General features: G+C 68.7%; 26 protein-coding genes and 1 tRNA gene. 16 read left to right on the top strand and 11 right to left on the bottom strand.

From position 1 onward, the window contains the following. Window position 1: 1 nt before the first annotated feature. Entirely contained in the window at window positions 2-499 is a 498-nt protein-coding gene (locus KIH31_RS14480) for a thioesterase family protein (protein WP_214427840.1), read from the bottom strand. Window positions 500-593: 94 nt separating this feature from the next. Here KIH31_RS14480 and KIH31_RS14475 point away from each other — a divergent pair, with 94 nt between their 5' ends. Continuing rightward, entirely contained in the window at window positions 594-1,502 is a 909-nt protein-coding gene (locus tag KIH31_RS14475) for an acyl-CoA thioesterase II (protein ID WP_214427839.1), read from the top strand. A 138-nt stretch (window positions 1,503-1,640) separates the two neighbouring features. Here the strand turns inward: KIH31_RS14475 and ettA are convergent, their stop codons facing one another. From ettA to KIH31_RS14460, 3 genes are all read right to left on the bottom strand, one after another. Then, window positions 1,641-3,323, bottom strand: coding sequence for an energy-dependent translational throttle protein EttA (gene ettA / locus KIH31_RS14470; protein WP_214427838.1), 1,683 nt, complete (start codon window positions 3,321-3,323; stop codon window positions 1,641-1,643). A 67-nt stretch (window positions 3,324-3,390) separates the two neighbouring features. After that, window positions 3,391-3,897 (bottom strand): single-stranded DNA-binding protein, encoded by a 507-nt coding sequence (gene ssb, locus KIH31_RS14465; protein WP_214427837.1) that lies wholly within the window; start codon window positions 3,895-3,897, stop codon window positions 3,391-3,393. 191 nt (window positions 3,898-4,088) lie between these two features. Beyond that, window positions 4,089-4,412: a hypothetical protein gene (locus KIH31_RS14460; RefSeq protein WP_214427836.1), complete on the bottom strand. Its 324-nt coding sequence runs from the start codon at window positions 4,410-4,412 to the stop codon at window positions 4,089-4,091. Between the two features lie 179 nt (window positions 4,413-4,591). Here KIH31_RS14460 and KIH31_RS14455 point away from each other — a divergent pair. Continuing rightward, a tRNA-Arg gene (locus KIH31_RS14455) sits at window positions 4,592-4,664 on the top strand. 81 nt (window positions 4,665-4,745) lie between these two features. On the opposite strand, the gene KIH31_RS14450 is transcribed toward KIH31_RS14455, so the two are convergent. Next, on the bottom strand, window positions 4,746-5,555 hold the full coding sequence (locus KIH31_RS14450; protein WP_214427835.1) for a putative protein N(5)-glutamine methyltransferase: 810 nt from the start codon (window positions 5,553-5,555) through the stop codon (window positions 4,746-4,748). 128 nt (window positions 5,556-5,683) lie between these two features. Here KIH31_RS14450 and KIH31_RS14445 point away from each other — a divergent pair, with 128 nt between their 5' ends. The 3 genes from KIH31_RS14445 (at window position 5,684) to KIH31_RS14435 (ending at window position 9,398) form a co-directional block, all read left to right on the top strand. Continuing rightward, window positions 5,684-7,432: a diguanylate cyclase gene (locus KIH31_RS14445; RefSeq protein WP_214427834.1), complete on the top strand. Its 1,749-nt coding sequence runs from the start codon at window positions 5,684-5,686 to the stop codon at window positions 7,430-7,432. Between the two features lie 90 nt (window positions 7,433-7,522). After that, window positions 7,523-8,494 carry a DMT family transporter gene (locus KIH31_RS14440; protein WP_214427833.1) on the top strand — a complete coding sequence of 324 codons (972 nt, stop codon included), beginning with the start codon at window positions 7,523-7,525 and terminating at the stop codon, window positions 8,492-8,494. Between the two features lie 196 nt (window positions 8,495-8,690). Further along, window positions 8,691-9,398, top strand: coding sequence for a YoaK family protein (locus KIH31_RS14435; RefSeq protein WP_214427832.1), 708 nt, complete (start codon window positions 8,691-8,693; stop codon window positions 9,396-9,398). On the opposite strand, the gene KIH31_RS14430 is transcribed toward KIH31_RS14435, so the two are convergent. Beyond that, the gene (locus KIH31_RS14430; RefSeq protein ID WP_214427831.1) at window positions 9,391-10,083 is read right to left on the bottom strand and encodes a DUF4396 domain-containing protein; all 693 of its coding nucleotides are present in this window, start codon (window positions 10,081-10,083) and stop codon (window positions 9,391-9,393) included. The genes KIH31_RS14435 and KIH31_RS14430 overlap by 8 nt on opposite strands. Before the next feature lie 118 nt (window positions 10,084-10,201). On the opposite strand from KIH31_RS14430, the gene KIH31_RS14425 reads away from it, so the two are divergent. From KIH31_RS14425 to KIH31_RS14385, 9 genes are read left to right on the top strand one after another with little or no spacing between them, the layout of a single operon-like run. Beyond that, entirely contained in the window at window positions 10,202-11,221 is a 1,020-nt protein-coding gene (locus KIH31_RS14425; RefSeq protein ID WP_214427830.1) for an SDR family oxidoreductase, read from the top strand. Further along, window positions 11,218-11,568: a hypothetical protein gene (locus tag KIH31_RS14420; RefSeq protein ID WP_214427829.1), complete on the top strand. Its 351-nt coding sequence runs from the start codon at window positions 11,218-11,220 to the stop codon at window positions 11,566-11,568. The genes KIH31_RS14425 and KIH31_RS14420 overlap by 4 nt, the downstream gene beginning before the upstream one ends. Next, a complete protein-coding gene (locus KIH31_RS14415) occupies window positions 11,565-12,023 on the top strand; it encodes a hypothetical protein (protein ID WP_214427828.1) in 459 nt (152 codons plus the stop codon). The genes KIH31_RS14420 and KIH31_RS14415 overlap by 4 nt, the downstream gene beginning before the upstream one ends. After that, the gene (locus tag KIH31_RS14410; RefSeq protein ID WP_214427827.1) at window positions 12,020-12,664 is read left to right on the top strand and encodes a gluconate 2-dehydrogenase subunit 3 family protein; all 645 of its coding nucleotides are present in this window, start codon (window positions 12,020-12,022) and stop codon (window positions 12,662-12,664) included. Before KIH31_RS14415 ends, KIH31_RS14410 begins: the two co-directional genes overlap by 4 nt. Next, window positions 12,661-14,289 (top strand): GMC family oxidoreductase, encoded by a 1,629-nt coding sequence (locus tag KIH31_RS14405; RefSeq protein ID WP_214427826.1) that lies wholly within the window; start codon window positions 12,661-12,663, stop codon window positions 14,287-14,289. The genes KIH31_RS14410 and KIH31_RS14405 overlap by 4 nt, the downstream gene beginning before the upstream one ends. 2 nt (window positions 14,290-14,291) lie before the next feature. Continuing rightward, a complete protein-coding gene (locus KIH31_RS14400; protein WP_214427825.1) occupies window positions 14,292-16,085 on the top strand; it encodes a thiamine pyrophosphate-requiring protein in 1,794 nt (597 codons plus the stop codon). Window positions 16,086-16,091: 6 nt separating this feature from the next. Further along, on the top strand, window positions 16,092-17,198 hold the full coding sequence (locus tag KIH31_RS14395) for an enolase C-terminal domain-like protein (protein WP_214427824.1): 1,107 nt from the start codon (window positions 16,092-16,094) through the stop codon (window positions 17,196-17,198). A 35-nt stretch (window positions 17,199-17,233) separates the two neighbouring features. Further along, a complete protein-coding gene (locus tag KIH31_RS14390) occupies window positions 17,234-17,704 on the top strand; it encodes a hypothetical protein (protein ID WP_214427823.1) in 471 nt (156 codons plus the stop codon). Then, the gene (locus KIH31_RS14385) at window positions 17,701-19,434 is read left to right on the top strand and encodes a glycoside hydrolase family 15 protein (protein WP_214427822.1); all 1,734 of its coding nucleotides are present in this window, start codon (window positions 17,701-17,703) and stop codon (window positions 19,432-19,434) included. Before KIH31_RS14390 ends, KIH31_RS14385 begins: the two co-directional genes overlap by 4 nt. A 9-nt stretch (window positions 19,435-19,443) precedes the next feature. On the opposite strand, the gene KIH31_RS14380 is transcribed toward KIH31_RS14385, so the two are convergent. Beyond that, entirely contained in the window at window positions 19,444-19,986 is a 543-nt protein-coding gene (locus KIH31_RS14380) for a response regulator transcription factor (RefSeq protein ID WP_250546018.1), read from the bottom strand. A 355-nt stretch (window positions 19,987-20,341) separates the two neighbouring features. On the opposite strand from KIH31_RS14380, the gene KIH31_RS14375 reads away from it, so the two are divergent. Together KIH31_RS14375 and KIH31_RS14370 are read left to right on the top strand one after the other, a co-directional pair. Then, a complete protein-coding gene (locus KIH31_RS14375) occupies window positions 20,342-20,485 on the top strand; it encodes a hypothetical protein (protein ID WP_214427821.1) in 144 nt (47 codons plus the stop codon). 35 nt (window positions 20,486-20,520) lie between these two features. Next, entirely contained in the window at window positions 20,521-21,018 is a 498-nt protein-coding gene (locus KIH31_RS14370) for a universal stress protein (RefSeq protein ID WP_214427820.1), read from the top strand. Between the two features lie 21 nt (window positions 21,019-21,039). Here KIH31_RS14370 and KIH31_RS14365 read toward each other — a convergent pair whose 3' ends face one another. The 4 genes from KIH31_RS14365 to KIH31_RS14350 all read right to left on the bottom strand — a co-directional run bounded on the left by KIH31_RS14365 (window position 21,040) and on the right by KIH31_RS14350 (window position 25,191). Then, a complete protein-coding gene (locus KIH31_RS14365; RefSeq protein ID WP_214427819.1) occupies window positions 21,040-21,894 on the bottom strand; it encodes an NAD(P)-dependent oxidoreductase in 855 nt (284 codons plus the stop codon). 9 nt (window positions 21,895-21,903) lie between these two features. Next, a complete protein-coding gene (locus KIH31_RS14360; protein WP_214427818.1) occupies window positions 21,904-22,914 on the bottom strand; it encodes an aldo/keto reductase family protein in 1,011 nt (336 codons plus the stop codon). A gap of 66 nt (window positions 22,915-22,980) precedes the next feature. Continuing rightward, window positions 22,981-23,328: a VOC family protein gene (locus KIH31_RS14355; RefSeq protein WP_214427817.1), complete on the bottom strand. Its 348-nt coding sequence runs from the start codon at window positions 23,326-23,328 to the stop codon at window positions 22,981-22,983. Between the two features lie 72 nt (window positions 23,329-23,400). Next, a complete protein-coding gene (locus tag KIH31_RS14350) occupies window positions 23,401-25,191 on the bottom strand; it encodes a GAF domain-containing sensor histidine kinase (protein ID WP_307857661.1) in 1,791 nt (596 codons plus the stop codon). Window positions 25,192-25,340: the final 149 nt, after the last annotated feature.

The raw sequence follows: 25,340 nt of genomic DNA, 5'->3' as shown, positions 1-25,340 counted from the left end.
CTCAGCCCTGTGCGGGGGCGGTGTCGCGGCGGGGCCGGTACGGAACGTCGCCGCCCAGCCAGGTTTCCAAGGCGTGGCGCTGGGCCTCGCTGAGCGGCACCGGCTTACCGGTCGCCCGGCTCACCAGCACCATGCTGGAGGAGGCGACGGCGTACACGGTCGAGCCGTCGTCCTCGGCCACCCGGTACCCGAAGTCGAAGCTGGAACTGCCGATCCGGGTCACCCAGATCTCGACATGCACCGGGTGGGGCCGGTACAGCAGCGGCGCCGAGTATTCAATCTCGTGCCGGGCGGCCAGCACGAAGTTTTCCTCGCCGACGAGCTGCTCGAAGGTCTGCTCGGCCGTCGCGCCGCCGCCGGCCGCGCTGCCAAGGGAGGTGTGGATCAGCTGGCTCCGGGCGTCCTCGAGGTAGGTGAAGTAGGTGGCGTTGTTGACGTGGCCGTAGGCGTCGACGTCGCGGAAACGGACCTGGAGCGGGAACTGCAGCGGTGCGGACATGTTTTCCATCTTCGCAGAGGCATAGCCGCGCCGTGGAATCGCCGGACCGGCTGCCGTTTTGGGTGCCCGCCCCGCGTCCCTTTAAAGTCATGCTATGAGCCTTTCCGCGGAGCTGCCGGACCCGACCGCCAACCTCTTGGAGTTGCTGGACCTGAGCAACGCCGACGGCGCGCAGACCGACGAGGACATCTTCGTCGGTGTGTCCGAGCGCCAGCCCCGGCAGCGCGTCTTCGGCGGCCAGGTGCTCGCCCAGTCCCTGATCGCAGCCATCCGCACCGTGGACGCGGACCGGCCCGTGCACTCGATGCACGGGTATTTCCTCCGGCCCGGCGATGCGGAGCAGCCGATCACTTTCGGGGTGGAGCGGCTGCGGGACGGCCGTTCGTTCTCGGCCCGCCGCTCGCATGCCTACCAGAACGGCGTGCCGATCCTGTCGATGATCGCCTCGTTCCAGACGCCGGACAGCGGGATCGACCACCAGGCCGCCATGCCGGAGGACATGCCGGACCCTGAATCGCTGCCGAGCACGGCGGACCTACTTGGCGGGTTCGACCACCCCGTGGCCAAGTCCTGGGCCAACGACCGGCCATTCGATGTCCGCCACGTCGACGGCGGCATTTACGTCAGCGTGCAGGGCGAGCGGGTGGCACAGCAGGCGGTCTGGATGAAGACCTTCGGCCCGATGCCTGAGGACCCGAACCTTCACCGCGCCGCACTGGCCTACGCGAGCGACTACACGCTGCTGGAGCCCTCGTTGCGGCGCCACGGGCTGAGCTGGATCTCCAAGGGACTGAACGTGGCCAGCCTCGACCACGCGATGTGGTGGCACCGGCCAGTGCGCGTGGACGAATGGCTGCTGTACGTGCAGGACTCCCCCAGCGCTCAGGGGGCCCGCGGACTGTCCACCGGCCGGTTCTTCAACCGCGACGGCGTGCTCGTCGCCTCGGTGGCGCAGGAGGGGATGATCCGTATTCCGGAGGGAACCCTCGCCGAGCACCGCTGACCGCAGACGGCGGTCGAAGCAGCACCCTGCCGGACGCAGAAATGACGCGGTTTCCCGCCTGCGACGCGCCATGAGGCGTGTCGCAGGCGGGAAACCGCGTCATCAGTGCGGAGCAGTTCTGTCGCGGCCGGGCAGGGCCTAGTCGCGGGTGAGGCGGCGGTGCGTCACCCGGTGCGGGCGCGCGGCGTCGACGCCGAGGCGCTCCACCTTGTTCTCTTCGTACGATTCGAAGTTGCCCTCGAACCAGTACCAGCTCGCCTCGTTCTCCTCGGTGCCTTCGTAGGCCAGGATGTGCGTAGCCACCCGGTCCAGGAACCAGCGGTCGTGCGAGACGACCACGGCGCAGCCCGGGAATTCGAGCAGCGCGTTCTCCAGGCTGCTCAGGGTTTCAACGTCCAGGTCGTTGGTGGGCTCGTCGAGCAGCAGCAGGTTTCCGCCCTGCTTGAGGGTCAGCGCCAGGTTCAGCCGGTTGCGCTCACCGCCGGAGAGCACGCCGGCCTTCTTCTGCTGGTCCGGGCCCTTGAAGCCGAACGCCGAGACGTAGGCGCGCGAGGGCATCTCGACCTGGCCGACCTGGATGTAGTCGAGCCCGTCGGAGACGACCTCCCAAAGCGACTTGTTCGGGTCGATGCCGCCGCGGGACTGGTCGACATAGGAGATCTTGACCGACTCGCCGATCTTCAGGTCCCCGCCGTCGAGCGGTTCCAGGCCAACAATCGTCTTGAACAAGGTGGTCTTGCCGACGCCGTTGGGGCCGATGACGCCCACGATGCCGTTGCGCGGCAGCGAGAAGGACAAGCCGTCGATGAGGACGCGGTCCCCGAAGCCTTTGCGCAGGCCGGTGGCTTCAATGACCATCTGCCCGAGCCGCGGTCCCGGCGGGATCTGGATTTCCTCGAAGTCCAGCTTCCGCGTCCGCTCGGCTTCCGCTGCCATCTCCTCGTAGCGGGCCAGGCGGGCCTTCGACTTGGTCTGGCGGCCCTTGGCGTTGGAACGGACCCAGTCGAGTTCCTCGGACAGGCGCTTGGCGAGCTTCGCGTCCTTCTTGCCCTGCACTTCGAGCCGGGCGCGCTTCTTCTCCAGGTACGTGGAGTAGTTGCCTTCGTACGGGTAGAGGTGCCCGCGGTCCACTTCGGCGATCCACTGGGCAACGTGATCCAGGAAGTACCGGTCGTGGGTCACGGCCAGGACCGCCCCGGGGTAGCTGGTCAGGTGCTGCTCCAGCCACAGCACGCTCTCGGCGTCGAGGTGGTTCGTCGGCTCGTCGAGCAGCAGCAGGTCCGGCTTCTGCAGCAGCAGCTTGCAGAGCGCGACACGGCGGCGCTCACCGCCGGAGAGGACGGACACGTCGGCGTCCCGCGGCGGGCAGCGCAGCGCGTCCATGGCCTGCTCGAGCTGGGAGTCGAGATCCCAGGCGTCCGCGGCGTCGATTGCTTCCTGCAGCTTGCCCATTTCTTCCAGCAGGGCGTCAAAGTCGGCGTCCGGGCTGGCCATCTCCTCGGAGATCTGGTTGAACCGCTCCAGCTTCGAATGGATCTCGGCGACGCCCTCCTGGACGTTGCCGAGGACCGTCTTCTCCTCGTTCAGGGGCGGTTCCTGGAGCAGGATGCCGACCGTGTAGCCAGGGCTCAGCCGCGCCTCGCCGTTCGAGGGGGTGTCCAGCCCGGCCATGATCTTCAGGATGGTGGACTTACCGGCACCGTTGGGCCCGACGACGCCGATCTTTGCGCCGGGATAAAAGGACATGCTTACGTCGTCGAGGATGACCTTGTCGCCCACAGCCTTGCGGGCCTTGGTCATCGTGTAGATAAATTCCGCCATGCCTTAAGGCTAGTGGGTCCCCGGGTGGAACACACATTCCGAAGCCTGGTCCCGGCGCAGGCTTCCGTCAGAAGACCGGCTCGGGGTCCGGCGCCTGCTCCTCTCCCAGCGGGGCCGCCGGCTCCCGCGCCTGCTCCGGCCCGCTTCCCTCCTCGGCTCCCGGAGCCGGCTCGGTCCGCGGCGCAGGCGAATTCCTGCCCGCGCCTTCGCCGCCCTTGGCGATGTCCCGCACGAAATTGGCCGAGCCCCACATCAGGTCATGGCCGAGCGCTTCGGCATCGATCTCGGTGGAGGTGAACTGCTTGCCGTCCTTCTCCCACTGCCGGATCCTCAGCCTGCCCACCACGATGACCGGCTGGCCTTTCTTGATGCTGCAGGACGTGTGGCTGGCAAGCTGCCGGTAGGCGGACACGGTGAACCAGTTGGTCGGTCCGTCGATCCAGACCCGCGCGTCGCGGTCGTACTTGCGTTCCGTCGCGCCGAGCCGGAATGAGGCCACCATGGTGCCTCCCGGCGTCGTCCTTGAGTTGACTTCCGTTGCCACAAAACCGCGGATGGTCATCGAATCGCTCATCGCTGCTGCCTTTCTCTGGGCCGGATCTTTGGGCCGGATCTCTGGGCCGGATCTTTGGGCCGGGCGGCCCCCGGCTGTTCCGAATGACACCAGCCTCAGCCAGACACCCGCCCGGAGGACAGCAGCACCGGTCCCTATGTGGACGGCCGCGCTCCGCTCCGGTGCTGTGGCGGACAAGCGGGCAGCGTGGCTCAGTGATGATGGGTGATGTTCAGATACACCGCGTCGCCTTCGACCCGGTCGACCGAGCCGGACTCCTCGTAGAAATCCTGCTCAAAGCCCGGGGCATTCACCTGGATGTAGCCTTCCCGGACCAAGTGCTGGCGCTCTTCGTCGGGCAGGTCCTGCGCTTCGCTGAACAGGTGGGCAAACCAGCCGGGCAGGTCACCCTCGCGCGGCCGGCCCTCGTCCGGGACCGCATCCGGGTCCCCGGCGCGCACCGTCCTGACCTTGCCGACCTTCTTGCCCGCTGCGTCGAAAACATCCATGCCCTCGCGCACTTCATTCAGGTCCATCGGGAACTCCCTTATCCTCGTTCCGGCTACATGGTGCGCGCCAGCATAGTCCCTGCCTCACGCCCGGTCGATAGGCCGAACGGCCGGGCGCGCGGCGTCGCAGCGGGCCGCGGCCGTTCCGCGCGGTGCGACTTGATATCGTAAGAAGCGGCCCGGAAGAAGCAGCTTTTCCGGGCTTAGCCTCGGTAGCTCAGCGGATAGAGCAGGAGCCTTCTAATCTCTTGGTCGCAGGTTCGATTCCTGTCCGGGGCACTCACGTCCCACTGATGCGTGCGCGCTCCCACACTGACGCACCTCCGCTCACCACAGCGCTTCCTTGAACGCGGGCGGGGCCTACGCGGAACCGGCAGCCGCAGTGCCGACGACGACGGTCCCACCGCGCGTCCGGGAAGAGATTGTGCGGGCCGAGAGCCCCGCACGGACGAAGGCTGCGGCGGTTTCCGGCGCCTGCCGCCGGCTGGTCTCGACCAGCAGCGCTCCGCCCGGGGAAAGCCACTCCGGTGCCTCGGCAACAACCCGTCGCTGGACCGCCAAGCCGTCGGAGCCGCCGTCGAGCGCTGCGAGCGGCTCATGAAGGCGGGCCTCCGGCGGCATCAGCGCGATCTCGGCCGTAGGCACATAGGGAGCGTTGGCGACGAGCACGTCGACGCGCCCGCGCAGGCGTCCCGGCAGGGCCTCGAACAGATCCCCCTGGCAGACTGCGCCGATGCCCTCAAGGTTGCGGCGTGCACACCGGACGGCGTCCGCCCCGATATCGGCAGCGAAAAGGTCGATCCCCGGCACGGCAGCTGCCACGGCGGCCCCGACGGCTCCGCTCCCGCAGCAAAGGTCCACGACCACGGTTCCCGGGCGGCCCAGCAATGCAGCTTGGCGCACCAGCAGCCGCGTCCGCTGCCGCGGCACGAAGACGCCGGGCTCGACGGCGACCCGCAGCCCGCAGAACCCGACCCAGCCGACGATCTGTTCGAGCGGCAGCCCGCCAACCCGCTGGCGCACCATGTTTTCAAGCTCCCCCGCTGATCCTGCCGCGGAACGCAGCAGCCGGGCCTCCTCCTCGGCGAACACGCAGCCGGCGGCGAGGAGCGTCGCCACGACGTCGTCGGGCGGCGTATCCGGGACAGGCGATGGCTGCTGCGAGCTCATGCGTGACTCCTCCACTGGCCGGGATGCTGCTGGAAACGTTAGCGGGCACGGCGGGCACGCGGAAGGCCGCTTAGCCCACTTCAGGGCGGCAATTCGGTGCGGCACCGGAGCCATTGGATACTGTGTAGATGGACAGCCGCACACCCGATCGCGCAGACAGCCGGGCGCATCCATTGTCCGGTCTGGAGCGGGCGGCGCTCGACCACATTCCCGCAATGGTTGGCTACTGGGACCGACACCTGCGCAACCGCCTGGCGAATGCCGCCTACACCGACTGGTTCGGTCTGGGACCTGAGCAGCTTCAGGGCATTCACTTGAGCGACCTGCTGGGCGAGGAGCCGTACGCCCAGACTCTCCCCTCCGTCCGGGCCGTGCTGGCGGGCAAGCCGCAGCTGTTCAGGCGCACCATGACGAACGCGGGCGGCGAGACCCGCGAATTCCAGGTGTCCTACGTGCCGGACGGGAGCGCCGCGCGAGTCCCCGGCTTCTTCGTCCTGGTCACCGATATCACCCGGCGCGCGTTGGCCGAACGCCGGGAACGGGAGAGCGCTGACAGATACCGCGCCCTTGCCCGCAGCGTGCCCGGCGTCTTTGTCCTGCTGTTCGACGCCGACCTTCGGTACATCATCGCCGAAGGCCAGGAACTGGCCACGTTCGGCCACCGCCAGGTCGAGCTTGAAGGACGCACCATCCACGAGGCCCTCGACCCCGGGCTCGCCGAAGAGCTTGAGCCGCGCTACCGGGCGGCTCTGGGCGGCCACGAGAGAACGTGGAAGCGAACCATTGGTCACCGCACCTTCACGCTGACGGCCGCCCCGGTCCGGTCCGGGGACGCCATCACGGCAGGGATCGTTGTTGCCGTCGACGTCACCGACCGGCTGCAGCGGGAGCAGACCTGGGCCGCGCTGCACGACATTGCCACGGCGGTGGCGCGCAGCGCGGCACCCGCCGACATTGCCGAACGCGTCGCATCCGTGCTGCAGGACCTTTTCCTGGTGGATGTGGCCGCAGTCGTGCGCTTCAGCGGTACGGGCACCGCTGAGATAGTGGCCATGGCACCGGCGCTGCCGGGCGCCCTGAGCCGACTTCAAACCTTCGGTCCCGCAGACATGTCGGCCGCTGGCCAGGTCGCTCTGACGGGCAAGCCCGCACTGGTGAATTACGCCCCCTCCGGCGGCCTCGCCAGTGAGCAGTTGCTGGCGGTCGGGTTCCACGCCGGTGCCGCCGCGCCGATCCGCGTGCACGGGGAACTGTGGGGCGCCATCTCGCTGGCCTCGACGTCGGCCGCGGGGGTTACGCCCGCCATGCTGGAGAGGCTGGCCGAATTCGCCGAGCTGGTGGAAATCGCGATCGGAAACTCCGAAGCGTGGTCGACTCTGGAGCTGCAGGCCAGCACCGACGGGCTGACCGGTCTGCCCAACCGCAGGGCCTTTGAGGAACGCCTGGCCAGCGAAACGGCCCGGGCAGCGGCAGTGGGCGGGGCGCTCAGCGCGGTCGTGCTGGATATCGACCACTTCAAACGCGTCAACGACGGCTTCGGGCATCCGGTGGGCGACACGGTCCTCGTAGAAGTGGCGGCGCGCCTGAAGCGGGTCGCACGCGAGGGCGAAATGATGGCACGTCTGGGCGGCGAGGAGTTCGTCTGGCTGTTGCCGGGAACCACCGGCGGGCATGCGCTCCAAGCCGCCGAGCGCGCCCGGGCCGCGGTGGCCACCGCCGCGTTCGGCGACGTGGGCTGGCTGACCGTCTCGGCAGGAGTATGCGAACTGGGCGACTCAGGGAACGACGGGCTGGTCGCCTGCGCGGACGAGGCGTTGTATGCCGCCAAGCGCACCGGCCGCAATCGCAGCCAGCGGTACGGCGCTTCGGCCGGCTGAGGGCACGCCCCATCTCACTTTCACGCCCCGGCGGCCGTTTTCCCTGCGAAGTGTTCACGACCAGGCTGCGAAGCTGAGAAAGAAGGAACCATGACCACCATCGCGATCCGGAAGCCCCGTCGAGTGCTCATCCAGTACCTGGCCCTGGCTCTCACCTGGGACGCCAGCTTTCTGTTCATCAAGGCGGGCCTCGAGGGACTCTCCCCGGCCCAGGTGGTTCTCGGCCGGCTGGTCTTCGGCGCCGCGGCTCTGGGGATCGCCGCCGCCGCGACCCGCCACAGGGTGGGCCTGCCAGTCACGGTCTGGGGCCACCTCGGCGTCGTGGCCGTGCTGCTGTGCGTCGTTCCCTTTCTGCTTTTTGCCTGGGCCGAGGAACACATCTCCTCGGGCCTGGCGAGCATCTTCAACGCCGCCACTCCCCTGATGACGCTGCTCGCAACGGCCGCCGCCCTGCGAGCGGAACGGCCGGGCCGGTTGCAGTTCGCGGGCCTCCTCACCGGTTTCGCCGGGGTCGTGCTGATCATCGCTCCCTGGGGCATCGCCTCCGGCACGGCCCTGGGCGCGGATCTCGCCTGCCTGGGAGCAACGGCGTGCTACGGCGCCGGGTTCGTCTACCTTCGTCGCTTCGTGTCGCCGCTGGGCCTGCCGTCCCTCGCGGTCGCGGCCGCCCAAGTGGGCCTGGGCGCCGCCATCATGCTCGTGCTGGCGCCGTTCCTGGCGGCCGGGCCGGTGCATCTCACTCCCCCGGTGCTGCTCGCCGTCGCGTCGCTTGGTGCCCTCGGCACGGGCCTGGCCTACGTGTGGAATACCAACGTGGTCGCAGGATGGGGTGCCGCCAATGCCTCCAGCGTCACCTACCTCACCCCGCTGGCGGGCGTGCTGCTGGGCGCACTCGTGTACGCCGAGCCGGTCAGCTGGAACGAGCCTGCGGGCGGCGCCGTCGTGATCCTGGGTATTGCCCTCAGCCAGGACCGGCTCCGCCCCCTTGTATCCGCCGTCCACCAGTTCCAGCGCCGCCGCACAGCCGGCCAGTCCGGCGACACGGCCGGGCTTCGGCAGTGAGGCTGGCGCCGGAGAGCAACGGAGCCGGCCCTGCCCCTGCTCCAGAAGTACTACGGGCGCACTGAAATAGGCGCCCGCCGCAGCAGCGCTGCGGCGGGGTGGACGACGGGTCCGTGCGAGAATCCGACAGGATGACTTCTGTTGGTCCCTGCACCGCTAGTCCCCGCTGATCCGCCCCGCGCCAGAAAGACCCGCCATGATTACCCGACTCCGTTCCGCCCACCAGCCCCGCGTCCACCTCGTGTTGATGCTGGTGCTCACGTTCTCGACCGGAGTCAACGACGCCGTGGGCTATCTGGGCCTGGACCGGGTGTTCACCGGCAACATGACGGGCAACGTCGTGATCCTGGCGATGGCCCTCACCGGCGCCGGTGGCCTGCCCGTCCTGGGCCCGGCGATCGCGCTCGGCTGCTTCCTGCTCGGAGCACTGGTGGCCGGCCGCACGCTCAGGGACGAAGCCTCCGGCTGGAGCCTGCGCACATCCGGTCTGCTGTCCTGCGTCGCTGCCGTCATGGCTGCCGTCGCCGTCGCCCTGTTTGCCCGGATGGACCAGGTAGAGCTGGCCCGCTACGTCATTACTGGTGCGCTCGCCTCGGCGATGGGGCTGCAGGCGGCCACGGCGCGGCACCTGAGTGTCAAGGAGGTCACCACCGTTGTCGTCACCTCGACCCTCACCGGCCTGGCGGCGGACTCACGGTTCGGAGCGAACACGGGCACCCACGGCGGCCGGCGTCTATGGGCCGTAGGGGCGATCATGGCCGGGGCCGCCGCCGGCGCCGCGCTGCTGCAGTTCCACCTGGGTCTCGGGGTCATGCTGTCGGCGCTGTGCACCCTGGGGGTGACCGCCGCAGGCGAAACGGCCCGCCGCGGCCACAACAGCCAGGAGCCTGCGCCCGCTACATAGCTTCCTTGATGCCGCGCCGAATCAGCCAGACATTGGCCGGCCACGCGGTGGCGAAACCGATGATCATCCCGATCTGCATCAGGAACCAGTAGACGGGCGAATCGGGGTGCAGGTGGGGCGCGGGAAAGAACACGAAGGACATCAGGGCCATCCACCCGAACAGGCCCACTTCGAAGGCGGACAGCGAGAGGATGTCCGCCTTCGCCGCTGCTGCGATGCCCTTGCGGAAGCCCAGGCCGCGCATGGGGGCGATGGCGAAGTACTGGAAGGCCAGGCCAAGCGCGACGGCGAGCAGGTAGTCTCCGACGTACTCAAACCACAGGGCCGTGCCGGCGATGCTGAGGCCGAGCCCGAACACGGCAAACTCGGCGATGATGTCGCCGAGGGTGCAGCCCGCTCCGCAGTGGCTCACACCCACGGCTACGGTGGCCCACTTGGGTTTCTCCGGGGGCTCCTCAAGGCCTTTCTCTTCCAGCCATTTGCGGCTCGTGACCCGGCCGAACCGCCAGTAGGCCCAGACCGCGGCGGGGCCGAAGTACAAGGCCGTCACCGGCCACACTGCCTCCATCACCCGCATCCGCAGGCGGTACCGCCGTGCGTAGATGTCGACGAGGATGACGGCCGCGCTGGCGAATGCGGCGGCGAGGAAGATCCAGGCCAGGACTGTGAGCCACAAAGGGGGCATCGACTCGCTCCTTTGGTTGGGAAGAGACTTTCAGGTTTTTCTAAGGGTACATACTATTGCGCACTCGCAACGAACTTGGATAGCTTAGTAAGGACCCCGTAACGAAGGAGCAGTCCCGATGAGCACAGGCCGCAGGATCGTCGTTGTCACCGGAGCCACAGGAGGGATCGGACGAGCGTCCGCGATCGCCTTTGGCCGGGAAGGGGCGGCAGTGGCCCTGCTCGCCCGGGGCGAAGCAGGCCTTGAAGGAGCCGCCCGGGAAGTGGAAGCAGCCGGCGGCCAGGCCCTGACCGTCTCCGTGGACGTAGCGGACGCCGCGGCCGTGGAAGCAGCCGCTGAGCGCGTGGAACGGGAACTCGGCCCGATCGATGTCTGGGTCAATGTGGCTTTCACCTCGGTGTTCTCGCCCTTCACCGAAATCCAGCCGGAGGAGTTCCGGCGCGTTACCGAAGTCAGCTACCTTGGCTACGTCTATGGAACGATGGCGGCGCTGAAGTACATGCGTCCGCGCAATCGCGGAACCATCGTGCAGGTCGGCTCCGCCCTCGCCTACCGGGGCATCCCGCTGCAGACCGCGTATTGCGGGGCCAAGCACGCCATCCAGGGGTTCAACGAGGCCCTGCGCTGCGAGCTGCTCCACGATCGGAGCGGCATATCAACCACCATGGTGCAGATGCCTGCCGTCAACACTCCGCAGTTCTCCTGGGTGCTGTCCCGGCTTCCGCACCATGCGCAGCCGGTACCTCCGATCTACCAGCCCGAAGTCGCTGCCAAGGGCGTGGTCTACGCCGCCAGCCATCCGCAGCGGAGGGAATACTGGGTCGGCGGCAGCACGGCCGGAACCCTCCTGGCGAACGCGGTTGCCCCGGGCCTGCTGGACCGCTATCTCGCCAAGACCGGGTTCAAATCCCAGCAGACCTCCCAAAAGCGTGACCCGGACCAGCCCGTCAACCTCTGGGAACCGGCGGACCAGGAACGCGACTTCGGTACGCACGGCATCTTTGACGCCAAGTCGACCGACCGCAGTTCGCAGCTGTGGGCTTCACAGCACCACGGCGTTGTGGGCGCCGCCGGCGCCGCCCTGCTCTGCACGGCCGCCACAGCGGGGGCTTGGCTGCTGCGGAAGGCAGCGCGGTGAGCCCGCTGGAGTTCCTGCGCGCCGGGTACGGCGCCGGGGAGCTGCTCGCGCCGGACGCCGTCGAAGGGCGCCTGCTGGGCCATGCCGCCGACCACCGAAGCAAGGTGGTGATCCGCATCCTCGGCGCACGCCATCTGGTGCAGGCGGCGCTCACCAGCGGCCGGGGTCCGGCCGCACACCGGGTAGGCGGAACGGTGGACCTGATTCACGCCGTCACCATGCTCGCACTCGCCGCGGCGGACCGCCGCCGGCGCAGGGCCGCCACCGTGAACGCTGTGCTCGCGCTGGTGTTCTCTGCTGCCGAATTCACCCTCGGATCAACCCTCAGCCACCGGAGGTCGCAATGAAGAAATCTCAGCTGCCGGCCGTGCCCGTGCACGGCGTGGACCGCCTGGTACGCAACGTCGAAACCGGAAGGTTCGAAAGATCCCTCTCGGGGCTGACCGCCGTCGGCGCGCTGGTGACCGCGGCGGAGATCTACTTCGAGCACGACAAGGCCAGCTTCGGCAACAAAATGATGTGGTTGCCCGTGGCACTCGGTCCGGTGGCTGCCGCGGCCGGTGTCGCAGGGGTCTTCAGCCGCCGCATGGCCAAGACCGCGCTGCCCTTGGCCAGCGCCGCCATCGTCGCCAACGGCCTGCAGGGAACCTATCTGCACGCGCGGGGTATTGCCCAGAAGCCGGGGGGCTTCTCCAATCTGCGCTACAACATGGAGATGGGGCCGCCGCTGCTGGCGCCCCTGCTGGTGACCATGGTCGGCGGCATGGGACTGCTTGCCGCCGTGCTGAGGCGGGAAAAATGAGCAGCCTGCCGCTCAGCCCGGCCGACGGCGGCGGGCGCTACCCCGGCTTCCGCACCCTGGACCAGTCCCCGCACTGGGACGCGGCCACCACCGAGGTGGTGCTGGCGAGGGTCGAACATCCGCCCGGCATCCGCTTCTTCGCCGCCCGCGAACAGGCTCTGGCGCAGGCACTGTTCGACCTGCTGCTGGCCCAGACCGGCGAGCCGCGCGTGCCCGTGCTCGAACTGGTGGACGCCCGCCTCGCCGACGGCGAGACCGACGGCTGGCACTACGACGGCATGGACCCCGACCCCCAGGCCTGGCGCGCCACACTCGCCGCCCTCGACGACGAAGCCCGCGCGGGCTCCGGCTCCGGATTTGTCGAGGCGGACGCCGACGCCCAGCGGGCGATCCTGCAGCGGGTGCAGGCCGGTGGCCAGGACGACTGGCACGGCTACCCGGCCTCGCATGTATGGAGCCTGTGGACGCGCTACGCCTGCACAGCCTTCTACTCCCACCCGTGGGCCTGGGATGAAATCGGCTTCCCGGGGCCCGCCTACCCCCGCGGCTACAAGAACCTCGGGGTGGACAGGCCTGAGCCGTTTGAGGTGCCGGACGCCCATCCGGCCGAAGACCCGGTGTCGAGAGGGGCCCGGTCATGACGTCCGTCCGGGACCGGAACGAATCCGCGTGGCTGCTGCCGCCCCACCCGGGCCAGAACCATCAGCTGCGGGCGGACATGCGGCGCTTCGCCGACGACGACGAGATCGACATCGCCATCGTCGGATGCGGAGCAGGCGGCTCCACCCTGGTGCAGCGCCTCGCACGCCGCGGCTGGCGGGCTGTTGCCTTCGACGCCGGCCCCTTCTGGGACCCGGAACGTGACTGGGTCAGCGACGAAGCCGGCTCGCACCACCTCTACTGGACGGAACCGCGCGTCATCGCCGGGGACGATCCGGTGCCGCTGGGTTCGAACAACTCCGGCCGCGGCGTCGGCGGTTCCATGGTCCACTACGCCGGGTACACCCCGCGCTTCCATCCCAGCGACTTCCGCACGCACACCGCGGACGGCGTGGGCGCCGACTGGCCGCTGTCCTACTCCGATCTGAAACCGTTCTACGAGGACATCGAGGCGGAACTTCCGGTCGCCGGGGAACCGTGGCCCTGGGGAGATCCGCACAGCTACCCCCACCGGCCGCACCCGGTATCAGGAAACGGCGAACTCTTCCTGCGCGGCGCCCGCGCCTGCGGCATCACGGCGAAAGTAGGCCCCGTTGCCATTGCGAACGGCCGCTTCGGTAACCGGCCGCACTGCATCTACCGCGGCTTCTGCCTGCAGGGCTGCAAGGTGAACGCCAAGGCCTCCCCGCTGATCACGCACATTCCGGATGCCCTGGCGCACGGCGCGGAAGTCCGCGCCGATTCCATGGTCAGCCGCATCGGGTTCGATGAGCGAACCGGCCGGGCGACCGGCGTGCACTACCTGCGGAACGGGACCGAGCACTTCCAGCGCGCCCGCATGGTCGCCGTCGCCGGGTACTCCATCGAGACCCCCCGGCTGCTGCTCAATTCGCGCTCGGCGCGCTTCCCCGACGGCATGTGCAACGACTTCGACCAGGTGGGCCGCTACCTGATGGTGCAGGGCGCGCCGCAGACGGCCGGACGGTTCGACGCCGAAGTGCGCATGTTCAAGGCGCCCCCGCCGGAAGTCAGCACCGAGGACTTCTACGAGACCGATCCCACCAAACCGTACAAGCGGGGATTCTCCATCCAGACCGTCTCCCCGCTGCCCATCACCTGGGCGGAGCACGTCGCGGCGCAGGGTCACTGGGGCACCGACCTCCGCCGCTACATGAGCGATTACCCGCACTGGGCCTGCCTCGGCGCGCTCTGCGAGTTCCTGCCGCTGGAAGGCAACCGGGTGACGCTCGCCGAGGAAACCGACCGCCATGGGCTGCCAGTGGCGCGGTTCAGCTACAGCCAGTGCGACAACGACCGGCAGCTGATGGACGCGGCCCAGGGCGTCATGGAACGGATCCTGCGCGCCGCCGGCGCCGACGAAGTGATCACGATCAAGCGTTTCGCCCACCTGGTGGGCGGGGCGCGGATGGCGGCCGACGAGAGGCACGGGGTTGTGGACCGCAATTGCCGCAGCTTCGCCGTGCCGAACCTGCTCATCACCGACGGCAGCGTGCTGCCCACCCAGGGAAGCGCCAATCCGGCGCTGACCATCATGGCCGTCGCGGCGCGGGCGGCCGCCAGCCTGGCCAACCGAGAGGAAGAATGATCATGGCATCCCAAACAGTGGCGGACTATCTGCTGGCGCGGCTGCGCGAGTGGGACGTCGAGAAGGTTTTTGCCTTCCCCGGCGACGGCATCAACGGCACACTCGCGGCCTTCGGCAAGGCGAACAACCAGCCGAAGTTCATTCAGGCGCGGCATGAGGAGATGGCCGCCTTCGAGGCGGTCGGCTACGCCAAGTTCACCGGCAAAGTGGGCGTCTGTATGGCCACCTCCGGCCCCGGCGCCATCCACCTGCTCAACGGCCTGTACGATGCGAAACTGGACCACGTCCCGGTGGTCGCCATCGTCGGCCAGACCGCCCGCAGCGCCATGGGCGGGTCCTACCAGCAGGAGGTTGACCTCCTGGCCCTGTTCAAGGACGTGGCGTCCGACTACGTGCAGATGGTGACGGTACCGGAGCAGCTGCCCAACGTCCTGGACCGCGCGATCCGCATCGCCCATTCGCGGCGCGCACCGACGGCGATCATCATCCCCTCGGACGTCCAGGAACTTGAGTACACGCCGCCGTCGCATGAGTTCAAAATGGTCCCTTCCAGCCGCGGGGTGGCCTGGCCGCAAATCCAGCCCGACGACGCGTCGGTGCGCGGCGCAGCGGCCTTGCTGAACGAGGGGCACAAGGTTGCCATGCTGATCGGCCAGGGCGCGCGCGACGCCGCGCCGGAAGTGATGCAGGTTGCCGACCTGCTGGGGGCCGGTGTCGCGAAGGCGCTGCTCGGCAAGGACGGGCTGCCGGATGAGCTGCCGTATGTCACGGGGTCCATAGGCCTTCTCGGCACCCGCCCGAGCTACGAAATGATGGCCGAATGCGACACCCTGCTCACCGTCGGCTCCAGTTTTCCCTACACGCAGTTCATGCCCAAGGAGGGGCAGGCCCGCGGGGTGCAGATCGACATCGACGGCGGCATGATCGGCCTGCGCTACCCCTATGAGTTCAATATCGTCGGCGACGCGGCGGCTACCCTTCGCGCCCTGATCCCCCATCTGGAGCGCAAGCAGGACCGCTCCTGGCGTGAGGATCTTGAGTCGAAAATCAGCCGCTGGTGGGAGACGATGCGGAAGGAGGCGATGGTGGAGGCTGACCCGGTGAACCCCATGCGGCTGTTCGCCGAGTTCTCCGACCGGATGCCGGACGACTGCATCGTCACGGCGGACTCCGGGTCCGCAGCCAACTGGTATGCCCGCCAGCTGAAGTTCCGCGGCACGGTGCGCGGCTCCCTCTCGGGCAACCTCGCGACCATGGGGCCCGGCGTCCCCTACGCCATCGGCGCGAAGTTCGGTCACCCGCAGCGGCCCGTGGTGGCCTTCGTGGGCGACGGCGCCATGCAGATGAACGGCCTGGCGGAGCTGATCACCATCCAGCGCTACTGGCAGGAATGGCAGGATCCGCGGCTCATCGTGGCTGTGCTCCACAACGATGACCTGAACCAGGTCACGTGGGAGATGCGGGCGATGGGCGGCGCACCGCCTTTCCGGGAATCGCAGGCCCTGCCCGACGTCGACTACGCCGCCTTCGCTTCCAGCCTGGGCCTGCAGGGCATCAGGGTCGACTCCCCCGAGGACCTCGGAACCGCCTGGGAGAAGGCCTTGGCTTCGGACCGGCCCACTCTCCTTGACGTGCGGACGGACCCGGATATCCCGCCGATCCCGCCGCATGCGACGCTGGAGCAGGCGGTGAACAGCGCGAAGGCCGTCCTCAAGGGCGACGACAGCGCCTGGGGCATCATCAAGGAGGGCGTGAAGACCAAGGCGCAGGAATTCCTCCCGCACAAGGAGGGGTGAGCGGCGATGACAACCGACGGGCCGACGCTCGGTCAGCTGGATGTCTCGGTCTACACCGTCCCGACCGACGCACCGGAGGCCGACGGAACGTTTGCCTGGGATGCCACCACCATGGTGCTCGTCCAGGCCCGTGCCGCCGGCGCCACCGGCATCGGCTGGACGTATGCACCGGCCGCCTGCGCGGCGCTGATCAAGGACCTGCTTGAACCCGCGCTCTCCGGCCTGGACGTCTTCAACATCCCGGCGGCGGCAGAGGCCATGGCCCGCGCTGTCCGCAACGCCGGCCGCACCGGTGCCTGCGCCTACGCAATCTCCGCGGTGGATTGTGCCCTCTGGGATCTGAAGGCGCGGGTGCTCGGGTTGCCGCTGCACCGGCTGCTCGGCACCGTCCGGGAGACGGTGGACGTCTACGGCAGCGGAGGGTTCACCAGCTACGACGAGCACCGGCTCCGCAGCCAGCTGGAGGGCTGGTCGCACGGCCAGGGCATTCCGCGGGTCAAGATCAAGATCGGCGAGGACCGGGGGCGGAATGTGGCCCGGGACCTGGCCCGGATCCGGCAGGCCCGGGACGCCGTCGGGCCGGACACGAGCCTTTTCGTGGACGCCAACGGCGCCTATACGGCCAAACAGGCGGTTCGCGTCTTCGACGCGGCCGCCGCGGAGGGAATCGAGTGGTTCGAGGAACCCGTATCCAGCGACCATCTGGAGGGCCTGGCCCAAGTGCGGCGGGCGGTAAGCGCGGACGTCGCCGCCGGCGAGTACGGGACCGACCTGTTCTACTTCGCGCGGATGTGCTCCGCGGACGCCGTCGACTGCCTCCAGGTGGACGTCACCCGCTGCGGAGGTATCACCCAATGGCTGGCCGCGAGCGCCGTGGCCGCGGCAGCCGGTCTCCAAGTCTCGGGGCACTGCGCCCCTAACCTGGCCGCCGCACCGGCAGCGGCCGTCCCCAATTTCCGGCACCTCGAATGGTTCCACGACCACGTCCGCATTGAGGACATGTTCTTCGACGGCGCCCTGGATCCTGCGGGCGGCTCGGTCCGCCCGGACGACGGGCGGCCCGGCAACGGACTGGAACTGCGCGAAGCGGATTCGAGGCAGTACCGGAGATGACCCTCCCCACCACAACCAACGAGAGGACCGAACCCGTGGAAAGCACCGACCGCGGCAACAGCCGCGCCGTGGAACGGCAACTGGCGATCTTCGATGTCGCCAAGCAAGGCCGGGGAAAGCGGGTCCCCGAGATCCGCCGACTGCTGCGGGGCGAGTTCCGGCGCCGGGGCCTTCCGCAGCAGCCGGACCTCTGGGTGGATGCCGTGGCCACCGAAGCTTCCTACGGCAAGCCCTACATCCTGGACTTCGAGGTTGCCGCGCAGGCCGACAAGGTCTCACCCGTCCCGGATGAAAGGATCCGGAAGATGGTGCACGAGCGGCCGCACCCGGAACCGGCCGAGGCCGCACCCGGGGCAGGGGGCCGCCAGACCCAGGTTCCCCCTCCCGGGGATGAGCACCGCGAGCAGCTGCTGGGCTATCTCGCGGTGGCCAGCGTGGTGGCCGTCTTCCTCCTCGGCCTCGGGGTGGTGGCGGCGAGCGAGTCCCTGCTGCGGCGGCGCCGATGAAGGACACCGTGCCGGTACAGGTCCTGCGGGAATACGCGCTGCTCGCGGACGGCGAGCGCGGAGCGCTGATCGGCCCCAGGGGCGACATCGCGTGGATGTGCGCCCCGCAGTGGCACGACGACGCCGTCTTCTCCTCGTTGATCGGGGGCGGGGGCGTCTTCTCCGTTACCCCCAGGGACGCCCGGATGGTGTGGGGCGGCCAGTACGAGGACGGCGCCTTGATCTGGCGCAGCCGCTGGGTGACTACCGGCGGCATCGTCGAATGCCGGGAAGCCCTGGCCCTGCCGTCCGACAAGGACCGGGCCGTCCTGCTGCGGCGCCTTCGGGTGCTCGAAGGGACAGCGCCCGTGCGGGTGAGGTTCGATCCGCGGCCCGGCTTCGGCCGCGACCGGATACCGCTCAGGCGCGACGGCGGTGTCTGGGCCGGGAGCGGTGGCGGCCTGCACGTGCGCTTGAGCGGTCTGGCCGGCGCGACGCTGGACGGGGACGGACTCACTGCCGAACTGGCCCTGTCCCCCGGCCGTGAGCACGACCTGGTGCTGGAGCTCTCCGCCGCCTCCCTCCCGGCCATGCTTCCCGCAGCCGGTGCCTTGTGGGAGTCCACCGAACGGGAATGGGCCGCGGCCGTGCCGGACCTGCAGGACACTGTTTGTCCCGTCGATGCCCGGCAGTCGTACGCCGTGCTGCACGGCCTGACAAGCTCCACCGGAGCGATGGTGGCCGCGGCCACCATGGCGCTTCCGGAGCGGGCCGCGGCGAAACGCAACTACGATTACCGCTACGCCTGGATACGGGACCAGTGCTACGCCGGTATGGCCACCGGGGCCGGGTCGGCGACCGCCTTGTTCTGCAGGTCGGTGGGCTTCGTCGCGGACCGGCTGCTCGCGGACGGAGCCGACCTCAAGCCCGCCTACACGGTGTCCCTCGGACGGGTCCCGGATGAGCGGTCCCTTGACCTTCCTGGCTACCCGGGGGGTTCCGACAAGGTCGGCAACTGGGTGAACGAACAGTTCCAGCTGGACAACTTCGGTGAGGCGCTGCTCCTGTTCGCCGCCGCGGCCGGCCACGGTCCTCTGGCTCCGGACCAGTGGAAGGCCGCCGAACAGGCGGCCGCGGGAATCGAGCACCGGTGGCGGGAGCCGGACGCGGGGATCTGGGAACTGCACAATGAGCGGTGGACGCACTCCCGGCTGACCTGCGTCGCGGGCCTTCGGGCGATCGCCCGGTTCGCGCCCCGCTCCCAGGCGCGCCGCTGGGACGAACTGGCCGACCGCATCCTGGCCAGGACTGCCGCCACCTCCGTGCACCCCAGCGGCCGCTGGCAGCGCTCGCCCACGGATGCCCGCCTGGATGCCTCCCTGCTGCTGCCCGCCATCCGGGGGGCCGTGGCCCCAACGGACCCGCGGTCGTTGGCCACGGTCAAGGCGGTCCGCTCCGAGCTGGAGGAACAGGAGTATGTGTACAGGTTCCGGCATGATGACCGCCCGCTTGCTGAGGCGGAGGGCGCCTTCCTGCTGTGCGGATTCAATCTCGCGCTGGCCCTTCACCGGCAAGGCGACGAACTGGAGGCGTTCCGGCGGTTCGAACGCAACCGCGCCGCCTGCGGCTCCCCAGGGCTGTTCACCGAAGAATACGACGTCGGCCAGCGGCAGTTGCGTGGCAATCTGCCGCAGGCGTTCGTCCATGCCGCGATGTTGGAGACGAGCCACCGACTGTACGGTTCGGGGTAGCGGCAGCCCTCAGGCCGGAAGCCTCAGCGCTTCACCCGCCACCCGGGACAGGGCGGCGCCGGGCTGGCGCAGGCGGCCGTTCCGTACCGCTGCGGCGCGCGCCCGGAGCTCCTCCGGCTTGAACGGTTTCGCCAGGTAGTCATCGGCGCCCGAGGCCAGGCTGCGGACGGCTTCCGCCGCCTCGGCTCGGGCGGTGAGCATCAGGATGTAGGCGTCGCTGAAGATCCGCAGCCGCCGGTTGACCTCGGTGCCGTCGAGGTCAGGCAGCCCGATGTCCACCGTGACCAGTTGCGGCCGGTGCTGCTCCACGAGTGCAATCCCCTGCGCGCCGTTGACGGCCTCGTGGGCTACGAAACCTGCCTGGCTGAGCAGCAGGACCACCAAGCCGCGAATGTCCGCGTCATCCTCGATGACGACGGCGCGGAAGCTCCGGTCGCTTACTTGCCTCGTCGCTGGCGGCCCCTCGACGGCACAGGGGCGCCGACGCTGCATGCCCGCTGCATGCACGCCGGCCGCCGGCAGAGAGGTAATCGAGACCGTTGGAAGAGACATCGCACGATTCTTTCGAGAGACCCGTGGGGCACCTTCGCAGGCACCTCCTCGTCCCCAGCGGACGAGTAGTCCCAGAATGTACGGTAGGCGGCTACGCACACAACGGGGGCGGCTACTCGTATTTTCGCGGGGGCTACGCGTGCACTACTTGGTTTTGCGGGGCAGTACTCGCCGGGTCCTTCACAGACCGCGCCCGGGCCGCCCGGATGACGCTCTTGAGGCGATCTTTGACGCGGCTAAGGCAAATCCTCACGCTGAGGATGCATGATAGGGGCAGGAAAAACCCTCGGAACGAGCGGAGGAACAGAGGATGGGCGCTCCACGGTTTGAAGATGTTCGGGGACGTGCGTGCAGCATGCTGGACCATGCCCACGACACGCTCAACGTTGACCAGGTGCTCAACGGCGCGTCTCCGTCCTCCGAACAGCGCGAGGCGCTTGAGGAAGCGCTGCGCCTGGTTGAGGCGGCCAAGGCATCGCTGGAGAAGACAGGCCGCTGACGAGTCCTATCGGTCCTACGGATGCGGAGGGCATCATGAGCGTTCCTCAACCTTCGGCAGGCACTGAGGCAGGCACGCAAGCTGTGATCGTGGTCGGCGTCGACGGTTCGGCGCCCTCGGTCCAGGCCCTGCGGTGGGCGGGGCGGCTTGCGCCGACGCTCGGGGCTTCCATTGCGGCGGTCGCGGCATGGGAGTTCCCGGCTGAATCGGCCTTCGGCGCCTACCCGCCCGTGGACTGGAACCCCGAGCAGGACGCGGCCGCCGCGCTGGATGAGGCTGTCACGGAGGCCTTCGGCGAAGCCGTCCCGGACGGACTGCAACGGCGGGTACTGCGCGGACAGGCCGCCCGGGTGCTCCTGGAGGAGAGCCGGCCGGCGGCGATGCTCATCGTCGGCTCCCGCGGCCATGGAGGCTTCGCCGGGCTCCTGCTCGGCTCCGTGAGTTCGGCCTGTGCTGAGCATGCCGGATGTCCCGTGCTCGTGGTGCACGAAAGCGGCGCCCCCGGCCGGGAGGCCGAAGGCGCCGCGTCCTGAGGGACCGGACGTCAGGGCAGGTCAGCCCTGACCGGCGTGGTCCCGCCAGCTGTGCTTGGGCTCGTACCCGAGCAGCCGCCTGGCCTTATCGATCGAGAGCAGGGTTTCGTGTTCCCCGACCTCCTTGGTGACCGTGACGTTCGGGAACACCTCGGCTGCCAGTGACGCGCTCGAGCGGCTCATCACCGTGTCCGCCGCCGCGATGATGAAGGCCTCGAAGCCCGGCTGAGCGTTCTCCAACGCGCGGAGGACCGCCTGGGCGCCGTCCCGTCCGTCGATGTAGCCCCACAGGTTCCATTTACGCTTCAGGGCGTCCGCATCGAAGGAGGGGAATGCTGCGTAGTCCTCCGGGTCCATGACGTTCGAAAAGCGCAGGCCGGTGATGCTCAGCTCAGGGTCCCAGCGGGTGAGCTGGATCGCCATCTGCTCCTCGAGGTGCTTGACCAGCGAGTAGGTGCTCTCCGGGCGCGCCGGGTACTCCTCGTCGACCGGGATGTAGGGCGGGTCGATGTCGAACGGCAGCCCGAGCACCGTCTCGCTGGACGCGTAGACAATCCGCTTGATTCCCCCGCGGCGCGCGGCCTGGAAAACGTTGTAGGTGGAGACCATGTTGTTGTGGAACGTGGCCGCGTCGGGAATGATCCCCGGCGCCGGAATGGCCCCCAGATGCACGACGGCGTCAAAGCCGGAGTGGCGGTCGTCCACGCCGAGGATCGCGTCCAGCACCTGGCCGTAGTCGCTCAGGTCAATCTGCAGGAAGCCCGGCGCGCGCTCCCCGTAACGGTCGAAATTCATCACGTCGTGGCCTTCGTCGGCCAGCCGCTTCACAACACTGCGGCCGAGCTTTCCGCTCCCGCCGGTAACAGCAATCTTCATTGGATCTCCTTAGGCTTCGCGGGTCTTGGGCGAGCTGTCGTGGGTTTTCGCCGGATCACGTTCGGCCAGGGAGCCGATCGCGTCGTCGATCTTGGCCATGATGCCGGCGTCGAGTGTGACCCCGGCCGCCTTGACGTTGGAGGCGACCTGTTCGGGACGCGAGGCTCCGATGATCGCAGAGGCGACGTTCTTGTTCTGCAGCACCCAGGCAATAGCGAGCTGCGCCATGTCCAGTCCGGCCTCCTCGGCAACCGGAGCCAGCTTCTGCACCCCGGCCAGGACATCCTCGGACATCCAGCGCTTGATCATGTTCGCGCCGCCCTTTTCATCGGTGGCGCGGCTGCCGGCGGGAGCCTCCTGGCCGGGCTTGTACTTGCCCGAGAGCACACCCTGCGCGATCGGGGACCAGACGATCTGCGAAAGCCCGAGCTCCTCGGACACCGGAACCACCTCGGACTCGATCACGCGCCACAGCATCGAGTACTGCGGCTGATTGGAGATCAGCTGGAAGCCCAGGTCCTTGGCCAGAGCTGCCCCCTGGCGGATCTGGTCCGCCGTCCATTCGCTGACGCCGATGTACAGCGCCTTGCCCTGCCGCACGACGTCGGCGAACGCCTGCATGGTTTCTTCCAGCGGGGTTTCGTAGTCGAAGCGGTGAGCCTGGTACAGGTCCACATAGTCGGTCTGCAGCCGCTGCAGCGACCCGTCGATGGACTCCATGATGTGCTTGCGGGAGAGCCCGACGTCGTTGTGGCCCTTCGGTCCGGTGGGGCCGAAGACCTTGGTGAAGATTTCCAGGGACTGGCGCCGCTCGCCCTTGAGCGCGGCACCGAGCACGGATTCCGCGGCCGTGTTCGCGTAGACATCCGCTGTGTCGAAGGTGCTGATGCCGGCGTCGAGCGCTGCCCGCACGCATTGGGTGGCGACGTCGTTCTCGACCTGCGAGCCGTGCGTGAGCCAGTTGCCGTAGGTGATTTCCGAAACTTTGAAACCGCTGTTGCCTAGATATCTGAATTCCATACTTTGAGGCTATAAGGGCTCCGCGGGTCCGCGTAAGGAGAAGGCTGGCCCTGCCAGACCCACCCGTCAGGCGCGCACGAACAGGCAGAACGGGTGTCCTGCCGGGTCAAGGTGCACCAGGACGTCCTCCTGGGGCTGGTGGCCGGCGAGCGCAGCTCCCGCCGCAAGGGCGTGCGCGGAGGCACCCGCAAGGTCCTCGACGGCGATATCCAGGTGGGCCATCATCTGCTGGCTCCCGGCCGTGGCCGGCCATACCGGGCGGACATACCCGTCGTTGCTTTGGAACGACAGGCCCGCGCCGCCCGCCGGCGGCCGCAGCGTCACCCATCCGGGTTCGTTCGCACCGTACGGCCAGCCCAGCAGACGCTGGTGAAAGGCCGCCAGCTCGCCGGCGTCGGGGGCGTCGAGCACCATGCCCGCCAGGCTTAGTGCCGTTGAATCCGTGATGGGTGTACTCCTCGGTTCGCTGCTTCAGTGGGGCGGCGGTCAGCCTAGCGGCACGGTCCATCTCAGCCGGGTGCCGTGGCCCGGGCGGCTGTCCACCGCCAGCTCGCCGCCAAGGATCCGGGCACGCTGCTCGATGTTGGCCAGTCCGCTGCGCCGCGCGGGGCGGCTGAAGCCGCGACCGTCATCAGTGATCAGCACTTCGACGCTGCCGGCGGCCTCCGCCACGGTGATATCGATGGCTGTGGCCCCGGAATGCCTGACCGCGTTGCTCAGCCCCTCGGACAACACCGCCAACAGGTGCTCGGCGACGGCGTCCGGTACTGCGGTGTCGATCTCCCCCGCGAGGTCAAGATGGGGGGTGAGGGCAAGCGACTTCGTCACCTCCTGCACGGTGCTCAGGATCCGGGAGCTGAATGCCTCCGACCCGGCTCCGCGCCGCAGCGAGTAGATGGTGTCGCGCAGCTCCCGGATGGTGCTGTCCAGTTCGCCGGTGACGGTGTTGATGCGCTCCAGGGCGACGCCGTCGGTGGTGAACCGGCGCAGGCTCTGCATGCTCAGTCCCGCTGCGAAAAGCCGCTGGATGACGACGTCGTGCAGGTCCCGGGCGATTCGGTCCCGGTCGGTGAACACCACGTCCTGCTCGCGGAGCCGGTTGGCGCGGGCGAGTTCCAGGGCCAGCGCCGCCCGTGAGCAGTACACCGCGCTCATCTCGACATCGGTCGGTGAATACGTCATGGCGCCGCGCCCGCGGGCCAGCACCAGGACCCCGCCCTCGGTGCCCTGGTGCCGCAACGACGCGACCAGCGCGGGGCCGAGCTTGTCGGACTCTCCCGCCCCGATGAGCTGGGCGGCTTCGCTGACGGATTCGGACTCCCCCGACTCCTGCACGCGCGCGATCACCGGGGATGACACCGGCACCGACTGGCCGGCGGACAGGGCCTGCGTGCCCACCGAGGTCACACAGCGCAGCGTGCCGCCCGCTTCCGGAACGGCGATCAGCGCCAAGGTGGACTCGGATTCGCGCAGCGCGCGTTCAGCGATCAGTTCCAGGCCGCTGGCCGCTCCCTCCGGATTCGCGGCCATGAGGCGGCCGCTGACATCCATCCCTGCCTCCAGCCAGCGCTGCCGGCGTCGGGCCTCCTCGTACAGTCGGGCATTCTCGATCGCTACGCCGGCCGCCGCTGCGAGCGCGATGGCAAGCACCTCATCCTCTTCGGTGAAGTCTTCCCCGCCGCGCTTCTCGGTGAGGTAAAGGTTGCCGAACACGGTTCCCCTGACCATGACCGGCACGCCGAGGAAGGACCGCATGGGTGGATGATTGGGCGGGAAACCGGCAGCCTTCGGATGCCGGGTCAAATCATGCAGCCGCAGCGGGCGCGGCTCCCGGATGAGGTGCCCGAGAACACCCTTGCCGGTCGGCAGCTCACCGATCAGCGACGCTTCGTGCTCATCGATCCCGACGGTGATGAAGTGCGTGAGCTCCTCGTGGTCTCCGATCACGCCGAGGGCGCCGAACTGCGCGCCGATGAGCTGGCAGGCGGAGTGCACCACGCGGTCCAGGACGGCTTCGAGGCTGAGATCCTCCGCGAGCGAGACGACGGCGGAGAGAAGCGACTGCATGCGCTGCTGGGCCTGAATCAGCTCGTCGGCGCGCGCGACAAAGTCCTGGACCATCTGTTCCAGCCGGGGTCCGGAGAGCGGCAGAAGCACCTTGCGCTCGCTGTCTTTCCCGGGCCTGCCCTTGTCGGGCTTGTCAGTGTCGGGCTTGTCAGTGTCGGATTTGTCCGTGACGGGCCTGTCTTTGTCGGGGCCTTCGCCGGCAGCAGCCATAACCGACCCTTCGTCGTGTGGCTGACCTCGCGCCGCGCGACGGTTATCGCGCCAGCCGTTTTCTGTGCCCGGCCGCCGCCGCGGGGCTGCGCTGCCCTGCAGCACCCGTCGGCCGTCAGTTGCTTGGTGCTGTCACCATACCCACTCCC

The sequence above is a fragment of the Paenarthrobacter sp. DKR-5 genome (assembly GCF_018531425.1).
GTDB lineage: Bacteria > Actinomycetota > Actinomycetes > Actinomycetales > Micrococcaceae > DKR-5.
The sequence above is the reverse complement of the archived record's forward strand: the minus strand, read 5'-3'. Positions and strand labels throughout refer to the sequence as shown.